The 13,056-nt window shown below is 57.8% G+C and carries 7 protein-coding genes; 3 read left to right on the top strand and 4 right to left on the bottom strand.

What is annotated here, in order from left to right:
• The first annotated feature begins 3 nt into the window (after positions 1-3).
• The 3 genes from SIB92_RS19010 to SIB92_RS19000 all read left to right on the top strand — a co-directional run bounded on the left by SIB92_RS19010 (position 4) and on the right by SIB92_RS19000 (position 3,190).
• Positions 4-975 carry an HNH endonuclease signature motif containing protein gene (locus SIB92_RS19010; RefSeq protein WP_412553494.1) on the top strand — a complete coding sequence of 324 codons (972 nt, stop codon included), beginning with the start codon at positions 4-6 and terminating at the stop codon, positions 973-975.
• A gap of 208 nt (positions 976-1,183) precedes the next feature.
• On the top strand, positions 1,184-2,452 hold the full coding sequence (locus SIB92_RS19005; protein ID WP_412553493.1) for a phospholipase D-like domain-containing protein: 1,269 nt from the start codon (positions 1,184-1,186) through the stop codon (positions 2,450-2,452).
• Positions 2,453-3,190, top strand: a complete 738-nt coding sequence (locus SIB92_RS19000) for a hypothetical protein (RefSeq protein WP_412553492.1) — start codon at positions 2,453-2,455, stop codon at positions 3,188-3,190. It begins immediately after the preceding gene.
• Positions 3,191-3,284: 94 nt separating this feature from the next.
• On the opposite strand, the gene SIB92_RS18995 is transcribed toward SIB92_RS19000, so the two are convergent.
• The 4 genes from SIB92_RS18995 to SIB92_RS18980 form a co-directional block, all read right to left on the bottom strand.
• On the bottom strand, positions 3,285-8,447 hold the full coding sequence (locus tag SIB92_RS18995) for a hypothetical protein (RefSeq protein WP_412553491.1): 5,163 nt from the start codon (positions 8,445-8,447) through the stop codon (positions 3,285-3,287).
• A 264-nt stretch (positions 8,448-8,711) separates the two neighbouring features.
• A complete protein-coding gene (locus SIB92_RS18990) occupies positions 8,712-10,604 on the bottom strand; it encodes a type IV secretory system conjugative DNA transfer family protein (RefSeq protein ID WP_412553490.1) in 1,893 nt (630 codons plus the stop codon).
• Complete coding sequence (locus tag SIB92_RS18985; protein WP_412553489.1) at positions 10,597-12,405, bottom strand: relaxase/mobilization nuclease domain-containing protein; 1,809 nt, start codon at positions 12,403-12,405, stop codon at positions 10,597-10,599. Before SIB92_RS18985 ends, SIB92_RS18990 begins: the two co-directional genes overlap by 8 nt.
• A complete protein-coding gene (locus SIB92_RS18980) occupies positions 12,392-12,982 on the bottom strand; it encodes a hypothetical protein (protein ID WP_412553488.1) in 591 nt (196 codons plus the stop codon). Before SIB92_RS18980 ends, SIB92_RS18985 begins: the two co-directional genes overlap by 14 nt.
• Positions 12,983-13,056: the final 74 nt, after the last annotated feature.

Below are 13,056 nucleotides of genomic sequence, written 5' to 3'. Positions count from 1 at the left end.
ATCGTGGAAGGATTGGCGATTTTCAACACAGAAGTTGAATGTATTTATCGTGGGGAAAGCTATTGCGTTCGCGATAATGGTTCGGTCCTTCGCCATGCACGGCAAGATCAGAGGAAGCGACCGCTTGATGAGACTTGGACTTTTGGAAATCCAAGCAAAAGCGATGGCTATATGACGATCTCGGATCACAAACTTCATCGGATTGTTGCGACAGCATTTCATGGAGAACAACCGAGCAAGAGCCATGTGGTAGATCACATCGATACGAACCGCCGAAACAACCGCCCTGAAAACCTACGTTGGGTCACGCGACTAGAGAATATTCTCCTAAACCCGATCACTGCTAAGCGGATCCAAAATTTGTATGGTAGCATTGAGGAGTTTCTCGCTGACCCGCGAAACCCGAAGAATGGAACGCTCACTGCAGATTTCGAGTGGATGAGGAGCGTCTCACCATCAGAGGCTGACAACAGTCTGCAGCGAATGCTTTCCTGGGCGGGGTCCGAAAGCACCTCAACAGGAGGTCGACTTGGCGACTGGATTTTCGGCCGGGGCCAGAAAACGGTTGTAGAACCAGTTGAAGAACTGGTTGCATCCAAAACGGTTGGTGCACTTCAGCGCAACTGGCGCGTGCCAGCTGAGTTTCCTCTTTGTCCCGAAACTAAGACCGAACATCCACTCAAAGAATACCTTTCCCGTTTGGTAAAGGGAGCGGTCGCAGTGATTTCCCCTTGGGGAGAAACAAAAGTCGGAGACGTGGCGATGATCGGTGGAGACAATGCCATCTACTTGCTCGGCGAACACGGAGAGGATGCCATCAAACCATGGTCAATCTCAAAAATCACCTTTGAAAACGGATTTTTTGTTCATGAGAGTCAGGGCACGTTTTTTATGCGTGACGGAGCGGAAAAGGCTCTGACTGAAGCTCAAGGATTGCCCTGGGAAGGTGGCGAAACATTCGATGACTACTGCTAGTCGGCCTCATGCAGTCGGCCCAATCTGGACTTTCGACTGAACTTTAGAATGCTGCGACGCAGCGCGCCGAACCTACCATTCGCTGCATTCGCGAATTCCACAGCAAGAAGGCATCACACTTCGCCGACTGGATATACGCCATATAGAGTAGTCACGTGACGGAAGCGCTCGTAGAAAGTTCCCGAACGGCATTTCAATGAGGAGCGGTATGAGCAGGATATTTTCAAATGGTCCCAATAAAGACTTTGTCATCAATCCCTTCACGCACCTGATTGCGGAGTCATCGCGGCTGCATCTGGCAGCACCCTATTTTACGCAGCCCGACCAGCTTCTGAAGGCAGCACGAGAGGGCAAGACGGTACAGTTGCTCATCGGTCTGAACGAAGCGACCAGCCCGCAAGCACTGCGCAAGCTATTCGAAGTGCCGGGTATCGCGATCCGCTACCTAACCAGCCGGTTCCACGCAAAAATCTACATCTTCGACCAAGCTGCCCTGCTGGGCTCGTCAAACCTGACCGATGGCGGCCTCCGCGCCAACCGCGAAGCGGTCATTCGCCTCGAGCGTGACGATAATGCCGACGCCGTCGACGACATCCGCGCACTATTTATCGAGCTTTGGGATGCCGGGCAGGTCCTGACGCGGGAAAAGCTCGACACCTTCGAGAAAACCTACAATGAACTGAAACGGCGCACGCCCGATCCTGAAAAGGAGATCGAGGCCGCGCTGGGACAAGCGCAGCCACACAACATCAACGTCAAAAGTCACGAGAAATCCAGCGAACGCGTATTTTTGGAAACCCTAAGGCAGGAAGTCTACGAACAGTACCGCCCTGCCTTCAGCGAGGTGACGACGATCCTCGACGAACATGGATATCGCCGACCTGATCTCGCAAATGTCAGTATCGAAAACGAGACCAACCGCTTCCTGAACTACGTCAGACTGACCCATGTGATCGGCGATGAGGCATGGCAGGCTGCCCCGCTGCGCAGCACCGAAGACCGCCGCAAGGAGATCATGCACTACGCGCAGGAATGGGTTGATGCTGCCAATAACAAGGTGCCGGAGGACTACGCCGCCTGGCTTGAGACGGTGAAACGAACATTCGGCACACGCGAGGCAATCGAAGCGGCCAGCAAGGAAGAAATCACTGACGGCCTGATGTCACTGCATGCCTTCACAGAACAGCTGCGCTTCGTCAAAGGAGGCCTGAAAAACCTTCCCGCTGAATTCTGGAGGGCAAACAACGAAGATGTCGACCGCGTAAAATCTACATTGACCTACCTACTGCACGGCCCCGGCGATTTCATCCAACGCTTCCACGATGTACTCTATGACCGCTCGATCAAGCTGAAGCGCTTTGCTTATTTCTGCGCCCTCGAACTCTACGGTACTGTCAAACCCGACGAATGCCCGCCGATGAACGGACGCATGGCCAAAGCATTGCGGTTCCTCGGCTTCGATGTGAAAGGAGCCTGAATGGCAAAACACAGCACAATTATCGGCGACATCACACGGCGCACCACCATCTACAGGGTGTTCCCGCGCAATCGCTTCTTTGAACTCTTTGGCGAGAAGAAGAACGCCTTGGTCTGGCCGACCATGTGGGAAGACCCGTTCGAGAATTTCATCTTGAGGTCGCCTGTCCGCACCGCCGCTGGCGAGACCGGAGAGTTCGCCTTCCACGAGGATGTCTACGGCCAGTGCTGGACGCTCAAGAAGAGATCGGATGCAATGTGGCGGATCTACTCGCCGAAAACGAATGCCGTGCGAGTCAGAACAACAGTTGGCAGACTGATCGACAGCCTTTGCGCTGCCAACAAGGGTGTGACCAACGATAGCTGCTTCATCGGCAAGGTCGACTATCCGCCCGATTTTAAGCTCAAGAAATTCGCGCGCACGGTGTTCAAGGACGGTCTGAACGCCGAAGCCGTTGCAAGGTCCCTTCTCAAGAAACGGGATGCTTTCGAGCACGAGGACGAAGTTCGGCTGATCTATTTCGAAGGTCAAAACAGCAAGCACGACGGCGGCGTTTATAAATACGAACTCAATCCCCATGCAGTGTTCGACCAGTTCATGATCGATCCTCGTATGTCCTACAAAGATTTCTGCACTTTTAAGGACGAGATTGTCGCTAGAACCGGTATCGACGAAGCGCGCATCAAACGATCTTTACTTTACAAGCCGCCCGAAGGCTTCGTCGTCGAAATACCGTGACGGACAGGACAAACTTGCGTAGCGGTTCGCGGCAGGCCAATAGCCCCTCGTACGGCTGGTCCGGCACCATCGTAGTGTCCAGACTGCGAGCCTATCAACGTGGGGTTTGACTGTTCGCTTCCGTTTGGATCCTAACTTCCAGCTCGTGGGCCTCTGATACGCCCAAGCTGACGAGACGCCCAAGGATGGCATCGATGCGGCTGCGTGACAGGTGAGACTGACCATACAGAGAGGGATCATCGACCGCCGCCGCCTTCAACCATTCAGCGACTTTTCGACCGATACCGAGCTCATGCCACATCGAGCGGTCGCCGTTCGTTACATCGAGCCAAGTTTCGACCGCGTTCAAGAGGAAATCGAGATGTCGTGCTGTCGGAGCAACGTTCAGGGTGTTCATCGTGCAGAGTGCGATGAAGGCCGTAGGACCGCCTGAAATCATCGGGCGTAGCGTTTCAAGAAGCGGATCAACCCGGTCGAAGACAGCCGGAACGAGATAAGATTTTGATCCAGAAAATGGGTTGTGGAGGTTCATCAGCAACGTACCGATCATTGGACCGGTTTGTAAGTCGATCCCGAGTTCTAACCGGCGACGATCCCAAGACCATCGATTCAGCTCAATCGCCCGCGCAACCATCTTCTGCCGCAAAGCGGACGCCCGAGCTGACGGCCGATGCGGCTCATTGAAATAGTGAACATCAGCGGCATGTATGACCGTTTCAGCAACATCGCAAAATGACCTATCAGGTAGCTCAGTTATCGGCTTAAGAAACGACCAGAACTGATCCTCCGCGGCGTCCATCAAGGCAGATGATACCAGGGCGTAGAACTGATTGTTCCAATCGCTTGGCGTCTGACTGAGTTCAGCATCAGCGGAATAGCCGTGACCATTCATTCGTGCTGACCAAGGCGCATAAGATTCAATGATCTCAAGGTACCAGCCCGGCCGAGCGCATCCTTCAACATTGAGCAGACTCAACCACCGTGAAAGCTCTTGGTCGTTGGCGTGAACGACCGCCTCCCTGGAGCTACGCCTCAGGGAGACATCGTCACGCAGGAGGTCAATATGTTCACTGTTCGGTGAGACAATCGCACGCGGCTGACGCGAGAATGACGGTGTATCTTCCGGAAGCTCCGGCCAAGTCGGCTCAGGTCCGCCATCGAGCCAAGCGATCTCGGATGCAACCGCGTCAGCGTCCTTCCCCGCTTTGTCCTCCTCGTAAGCCTCTCGATTAGAGGCGTCCTCGTCATAGGGATTCCAACGCCAACGGCAGCAGGTGAAAGCGATACGGATTGCAGCTTTGATCAGTCGCGGATCGGCATCTCTGATGCTCGCATGTGCTGCCGCTATGGAAACGACGGCGGCCTGGTCTTGTCGAGCGATGGTTCTCAGTAGCTGGTCGCGGTCCTCGACCCGCCGTCTCCGATGCCAAAGATGGATTAGAGCGCATATGCCCTGCGCCGGGCGATTGTAGTCCAGCCGCTCTTTCGAGCCGTAGCGGTCGACCTCTTCCGCCAAGGCGGTGGCAATCACGGTCCGAACCCAGTCCTCATGCTCGTCAAGGAGAGTATCCTCACCGTCCCGCGCAACAAGCATGGCCGTCGAAATCAACCGCGTCGATCGTGACTTAAGATAATCTGTATCGCTATAGTCAGGCAGATCGCCGGCAGCGTATTCGACGGCCTCGCGCGCCAAGTCCGGCGAACCTTTCGATGGATCGCTGATAGCCAACTGAATTCTCACCTCAATCGTGCTGGAACGCTCATGCGCCTGTCGGCGGGCCTCGAGGCGTTCGAGATGCTCGGCCTCAGCCGGTGGCGACTTGTAAGCGAGGCCTCCTTCGACCTCCACCCAGTTCGTCCGGTCGAGCATATTGAGTGCATAGGATCCCATGAACGCGGGATCGCCGAAATTCGCGTTGTCACTATACGAGCCGGCTTTTTCGACTGCCTGTGCCAACAAGGAGCGCACCTTCTGCCCGGGGTCATCCTCGCTGATGAAATAGGGGATTAGTCGCTCAAGCGAGATGGAGCGCGATTGGCGCTTCGCGAGGTCGGCAAGCATGACTCGGCCTTTGGGCTCCTCCTGCAGCATCATCGCGTCCCCAAGCCTCTCCAACGTCAAGCGGGTGCGATCATTGGCAATCAGGTCGGGGTTAGCCACAAAAGGCACGAGCGCATCGCGCGTCGCTGGCCAATGCGATAGCAGCACGTCGAGCGCGATCAGCAGATAGGCGGCGCAGCTACCTTCCGGTCCGAGGATGTCCCTGAGAACCGCGTCAACATCTTCGCCCCTGTCGAGGCGCTCTTGTGACCAGGCTTCGAGCGCCATTAGGCCAGACGATGCAGCGTATCCCTGCGCTTGGCTGGAACGTGACCAGTAATAGGTCTGCACCCATGGAAAGAAGCGCGGCTTCCCGTCGAAGACGATCGTAAAGCCGTCCGTTCCCGCCTTCATGCCATCCGCACGGTGCGCGACCGCCGCGTCAACGAGTGTTCGGATTAGGCCGAGGCCGATCTCGGGGTCTGCATCGAGCAAGTCGAGAAAAGGAGGCTGCGCTGGCGACACCGGCATGTAGTCGGTATCCGCAAAGCCGAACGCGCCGTTCAGGGAATCCCGTCGTGATCGGCCTCGACGTGGCTGTTCAATAAGACTGGACGTGATTAGCGCCGCAAGCTCGTTCGGCGCGACGCTGGCCAACGTCTTGCTGAACGGCCGAATTGCCTTGACCTTGTAGTGATCTTCTTCTTTCGCGATCGCTGTCAAATAGGCTTTCGTGTCATCCGACGCGTGTGACGCCATAAGAAGCGCCATGGTTCGAAGATCCTCGATCATCGTTGTGCGCGACTGGCGTTCTAACCGTGGCGCATCCGCGGCACCCGGGATCGTGATGCTGGTGTCACGCAAGTCGAGCTGCATCAGCCAACCGAAGAGCATCTTCGCCGTTGCCTGTCCGAGTTCGCGGACGCTCATAATCGTGAGGAACTGGACTTCAGCGAGCTTCACGATGGCAGCGATCGCTTGCACTGGAATTTCGCTGGCATTCACAGCGCACCACGCGAGAACCGTGGGCGCCGATAGCGTCGTGGCGATGCGCAAAGAGCCCGGTGCCTCGACAGGAAGCTCAACGCCCTTCGCGGCGATCTTCTTGAAGGCGGATGCAGCCGAGATCGTTTCGGTCGCGACGATGGCGGTACAGATCTCGACGAGTAGCGTGCCCCCGTCGGCAAGCAATGCGGCGCGGCAGCTGTTCAGAAGGTGCGACGACAGCTCGGATCGCACGATCGCCATGAGCGCTTGGCGACGCCATGCATCATGGGCACCTGGTCGCGAGAGGGCCCCAAGGAGGGCCGTCCAGTTCGAGCCGTCCGGTTGCTGTTCGAGTGCGAAGCGCCCAGCAAACTCGATGCCCCGCGCCACCCGTGGCGATGGTGGCACCGAAAGATCGACGCTGTCGAGCAAAGTGATGTCTTCATTGAGACGCGCGCCGATCGCCCAGTCACGGAGCACGTCATGGTAGAAGCTGAGACGGTCACGCCTCGGTTCGGACAGGGTCAGGCTACGCTGTAAGTGGGTTCGTGCCGGCGTGTCCGCCGCCGCCTCGATCAAGTCCTGCCCTGCCAGCGCCGCTTCTGCGAGCTCGGCCAAAAGCCGTTGCGCCGGGCGAACATCATTTGACTTTGCGCCATCAGCACTCTTCCACCAACGATCGGCAAGCGCTGCTTCAGTTCGAATTTTGGCCGATTTCGGGACCTTGAGCAACTGAGCCAATCGATAGAGATTGCGCGCAATGCTCGCGGCCGGATGATCCCTTTCCAGCAGTGCGCGTAGCTCCGGAGCGGCAGTGCTCAGGGCTGCAACTTCGTCATCGTTCAGTTCGCCCACGACCACTTGGCAGGGCGTACCCAACTTCGCGAGTGCGTCTTCGGCGACCCAGCCAGTGTCTTCGACGCCGACATCGGGCCGTTTGGACACGACTACGGAGAAGCCTGGGACCTCTGCAATCTCGCGCAGCAAGTCATTCACTGTGCGGCGGCGCTCGACGGACGTGAACATCTCAAGGCCGTCGATGAACAAGACCCCGCCGCCACCGGCCGCCAGGTCCCACAAGAAATTCTTGGCGGTCCCGGGCATTTCGAGACGTTGCGCGAGCGCCGACCATCCCCCGTCGGGCGTGCCTACGGGATCAAGGACGATGACATGGCCCTCATGGCCTATCCGCTCAGCAAGATGTCTCAAGACCCACGATTTTCCCACCCCCGGTTTGCCAGTGATCTCGATGAAGCGATGCCCGTCGCGTGCTTTCTCGAGATCGGCAAGCGCGCCGAGGCGGGGGAGATTGACGCCGCCGACAGTGGTACCGATCTCCATGAGTGCGTGGCGCGACATCTCCGCCAGCTTGGCGCGGGCGAGCGAGAAATTCTGATCGCCTACTAGGTGGAAGCCACGCGTCGTCAGTCTCTCGGTGAGCGATTGGCGCGTGACCGAGCCACCGGCCTTGCCCGTCTCGATGACGATTTCGATGAGATTGCTCCAAAGTGCCTCGGCACGTGTCGCATCGTCCGGCGCGAGAACCTGACGGGCCAGTGTCAGAGCATGGGCCTTCGCCTCCGGTGCAGCCGACTCGAAATCGAACTCAAGGATCATGAACCTGCGGAATATGGCCCAGACGGCTTCGTCCTCGTCCGCCACTCCATGAGCCACAAGATTGCTGCGGAATGCTTTGGCGAAACTACGCATCTCCTCGCTGGCGACACCTGGGAGGGCTAACCGCGCGAAAAATTGGACGCCACTTTCCGCTCTGCGCGCCCATTCGAGCACGTCCTGATACGGGCCAGAGATAGCAAAGCTAGTTCGCTGGGTCGCAACCGCCAGTAAATGGCGGTCCGTCGGCTTCTGAGCGGGATTGCTGCGCACGATCTGTCCGCAGACGTCTTGAAAGATAGTGTCTTTGGGCGAAAAACGGATTGTGCGTTTCGACTGGATCTCGAGAAGCGAGGTGCCTTTGTCCGAAACACTGTGCACGATCAGGTCATCGAGGGCATAGCCTTCATTTTCGCCCTGAAGCTGCACCCGCTCGATCCTGGCATTGGGGAGGCCGCGCGCGTCGCTGCCAGCGAGCATCTGCAGGAGATAATAGGCGCCAAGCTGGCCCTCAATATAGGTGCCGGCGCCCCCGCGCCCGACCGGGCTGGAGCCTTTCTGTTTGGAACTTGTGCTTTCCTCGGGGGAAGGGCTCATCGTGTAGGTCGTCTTCAAATCAATCCTGCAGTTGATCTACGCGATAGCGTAAACATCGAACTATTTCGATTGTTTTGTTAGTTATGCCTTCTTGGTTTCTCTGAAGAAATTACCACGGTCTTTTGACTTGCGTCCGGTCCGCGACGCAAGTCATCCATGCGACGGAGCTCAGGAATCCGCTTGTCATGCTAATCCTGCTGGCCTGGGCTTAGGGCGGAATGTCCGAATTCCCAGTAGATTGGATGGCCCTTCGCGCCCGCGGCGCACCTCCGGAATCCGCCCTCATCCCCGTGCAGCTTCTTCCATAAACCTTTCCACCCTTTCTGTTCCGGCCTGATAATCACCCAAACTGGCCTGTTCATCTGACTGAGCATTTTGACTACCGGACGCCAATTCCTCAATCTCATCGCGCCGTTTTCCACCACCTTCCAAGGCATTGTCGGCAGTCCCTCTTGGCACTTCCAACGCCCCGATCTTCGCCTCCAGCGCCTTGATCTGTCCTTGCAGCCCGCGCATCTGGTGCCCCGCAGATGGATATGGCAGCTCTCCGGTCTGCTTGTCGAAGATCTGCTGAAAGAACCGGTCTTCATAGTATTTGATCCGCTTGGCGCGCACGGGCATTTGCGCATCGACCACCAGAACGATGTCATCAAGATCCATACGCCGCGCCTCGTCCTCTGGCAGCAAAGCCGTTTCTTCGGTCCGTTCAGACATACTGCGACCGGCGAAGGGGTTTCGGCCGACAGAACGCGAGCGGGTCACCACGCGCTTGGTTGTTTTGCCGACGGCTTTGCTGAGCTCTTCGATGGTCTTTTCATCTGAGGGGGTTAGATACAGCTTGATACCCGCGTTCCCTTGCAAGGCGCGGCGGGCATTTTCGCCATAGATTTCGTCCAGCGCCGGGATCGTCTGCGTGACGATCGCAAGATTGGCGCGGTAGGACCGCAGGGTTTCGATGCTGTCGAGAACGATCGGCATTTTTCCGAGGCGGTTAAACTCATCGAGCATGATCATCACCGGCCAAGGTTCGTCCTTGCCGGGTTCATGGTCCTGCAGCGATGCCAGCAAGTCCGAGAAGAACAAGCGGATCAACGGCGCGAGCGGTTTCACCATCAGCGGCTCGACAACGAGGTATACCGAAAACGGCGTCTTTCGGATGTCGCGGAAATCGAAGTCTGACGTTGCGGTTGCTCGGTCTATGGCGGGGTTCGACCACTGCTTGAGGCCCGAGGTCATCAGTAGCGACAGGTAGGACGTCAGCGTGTCGTTGTTGGTCGAGGCCATGCGCATGAAAATCAGCTTGGCGGCTGGATTGACCACTTCATCGGCGCGGCGGCGATATTCCTTTTGCTTGTCGCCGCCTGACGCTGTGATGCGATAAATCTCGCCCAGGGTCGGCCGCTTTCGTTCAAACGCCAAAAGCCCTGCTGCCACAAAGAGGTCTATGCCGCCATCGAGGAGCCCTTGGACCCGGTCGTTATCAGCCTGAAGGAACAGTGAGGCCAGGAGTTGCAGCTCCATCTGCTGTCGGTCGACGTTTTCGAGCGCCGATATGCGCAGCAAAGGATTGTAACGGTGCGAGCGGCCGTCCTTCCAATCTGTGGGCGCGAACCGGAACACCTTGTCGCCCTGCGCTGCCCTGAGGCGCGCCGTTGCCTCGAAGTTCTCGCCCTTCACGTCAAGCACCACCGCACTGCCCTGATAGGTCAGAAGGTTCGGGATGACGAACCCCGTCGTCTTGCCGCGTCCGGTCGGGGCCACGATCAGGGCATGTGGGAAGACCTTGGACATCACGAATGGTTTACGGCTCTTGGGCTTACCCATTTTTCCAAGGACAAAGCCGTGGCCAGGCTTGCCGAAAAAGCCGTTCCGTTTCATCTCGGACATGTGCTGCCAGTGGGTTTCTCCGAACTTGGTCAGCGCGTCGTTCATCAACACAGCGCTGAGCAAGACACCGGCACCGGTGCTGATCCCGACAATCAAGTGCACGATCTGCATATCGCTCGGATGGGTCGTGCGAAGCCCTCCATAGCCGCGCGCCAGCATCAGAAAATCGATGTCCGTTCCAACCCCGAACCATCGGAATGTCAGAAAGGCCGACGCCAGGACATACCCAAGAACCGCGCCCAGAAGAGCAAAGCTCATGACGCCGAGTGCGATCCGCGCCTTACCCATGCGTCACACCCTTTTCGCCATCGCCATCGACATGCCGCTCGCGTTGAACGTCGATTTCTTCATTGGCGATCTCGTCAAGGACATGCTCCATCGCCACACTGTTCGCCAGAGCGGCATCGCTCTGCAGGTAGGCCTTGGCCGCATAGAGCCGGTCCAGGCGGTCTTCGATATGTTCCTCTAGCGCGGTCTCATCGCCAATCGCCAAGTCCGGGGTAGTTTCTTTACCGACCAGTTCCTCCAGCTCGGAGCGCAAGGTCTCACGTTCCAGATCGCTGTGGAAAGGATCTGCGGTTGGGTTGTCCCTCAATCGGCTCAGGATATCAGCAGTGGTCGGCGGCAACCTGTCGACCATGCTTTCCTGCCGGTCGGTCTCCACCGTCCCACTGTCTTTAAGAACCTCAGCATCTGCCAACACACGGCCCAGATCACTGTGCACCTGGTCAAGGCGGTCGATCGCTTTTTCGAGCTCATCGGTGCGAGACAGGTCAAAGCCCTCCTTGTCGGCAATTGCCTTCAGATCCTGTCCAAGCCATTGCCGTTCCAGCGCGGCATTGCCCGCGCCGACTTCGACACGACGCGTCACCTCTTGTGCGTCAATGCCGGTGCCTTTCAAAGCCTGCTGAAGACGTTCTGAAAGAGCTGTATCCCGCAATGCACTTTGGGCTTCGGTCTCAATGTTCGCGGCCGAATAGATCCCACTTTTAGACGCGTCTTCGAGCAAGGTATGGGACTGCGTCCCCATAGGGCTCAGATGTGACAAAGAGCGATAAATGTCGTTCAGCTCATGCTCCAGCGCGGCACGCCGCTCCACTGGGGCGTCCGCTACGATGCGTTCAGCTTGGTTGATCTTGTCGTGAAAAGCATCCACGACCTCATCAAACGAATGCTGTTCTTCGGCCATGCCATATACCTTTCCATCTGCTTCAATCGGTTTGCCTTCCGCCAAAAGCGTCGCGGCCTTGTCCAAGGCAGCTGCAATGTCATGCTGGTTCTCGCGCGAGGCTTCGGCCGCCAGGCCGCGATAGAGCCGCTCGTTCTGGGCGACTTCAGCCAAGGCACGGTCAAGCTCTGACCCGACGCGCTCACGCTCAGTCAGCTTCTGGCCCGTGGCTTCCACGCGACGCTGTTCTACATCGCTTGGCCTCTTCGTCGTGATCCCACGTTCGAGCTTTCGGGTCGCCTCAAGGCGCAACCCATAGCGGTCCGACACCTCAACCATCGCCTCGCGAAAACTGTCGTAGTTGAAGTGGTGCCCTTCCTTTAGGAAGAAGAACTCACCGTCCTTGCTGCGCCGGTTCAGGACGATATGGGCATGCGGGTGATCCCGATCCTCGTGCACGGCGGCAATGTAGTCGAAGTGGCTGCCTTCGCCCTGAAAGAAACGCTCACAAATTTCGCGCGTGATCTCGGCGACATCCTCGCCGCGCGTGCCAATCGGGAAGGCCATCAGGAGATGCGAGGTATGTCCCAGCTTGGGATGGAACCCCTCGTACCATTGCGCCGAAAACCGGCGCATGACCTGCTCGATCTCTTTCGCGGACAAGACGCTTTGGCCGTCATAGGTGCCACGGCTGTCGATGATGAAGCTCGACTTGGTGGTCAGGTATTCCAGCTGGTTGCGCAGCTGCGTTTTGCTGTGAGTGCCGCCGTCGCGAATGGCTTTGAAAATCGCAGGGGAATGCCCCATGGCCGCGCGGGCCATTTGCTTGGCACGGGCGCGCGGGACGCTGCCGCGAATGCGGCTCCAGTCACGATCGAAGAAGGCCTCCTGCGCGGCGGCAACGGCACTATTCCGGGCCATCGGCAAATCCCCCCAGAACGCGGGCAACCTCGCCGGACAGCGCACTTCGGCGGCGCTGCGCCATGTCCTGAACCTGGTCGGCAATGTTGAAGATCAGCCCGGCCAGAGCGCGCACCTGGCCATGGGCAGAATTGCCATAAGGCGGCGTCTTGCCCTGGCGCTTTGCCTCATTCAGGCGCTGTGCAATCTGGTTGATGTTGTTGCCGGTGCGATTGAGAGAGGCCGAGAGCCCCTGCATCTGATTGGCCAGTTCATCGTCAGGAACAAAGAGATCGTTTGACGATTGGATCAGCCGCCGCAGCCCCTCGGCGCGGCTGGCGATATCATGCCGCGTCAACACCGCATCAAAGCGCGCAAGCTCCTTCGGTGTGAGCCGGACATTCACCAGTTCGGAGCGCACGCGCGCATCCAACTTGCGGCTTTGATCGGCCTTCAACGTGTAGAAGATGCTGCGGGTTGTGACGCCGAATTCGCGGGCCAGATCCTCGATTGGCACCCCTTCGGCACGCTTGCGCACGATCGCAAAACGCTGGTTCTGCGTCAGTCGCTTGTGCCGTGGTGCGCGCGGTCGGCCCATGTGAAGTAATCACCCCTATTTCTTGCCAGCATCATACAGGCAGCACTGTTATGGCATTTCGCCATAATTGATTC

Origin of the sequence: Shimia sp. MIT1388 (genome assembly GCF_047124445.1) — a bacterium.
Taxonomy (GTDB): Bacteria; Pseudomonadota; Alphaproteobacteria; order Rhodobacterales; family Rhodobacteraceae; genus Shimia.
This window is presented reverse-complemented; position numbering and strand designations above follow the sequence as displayed.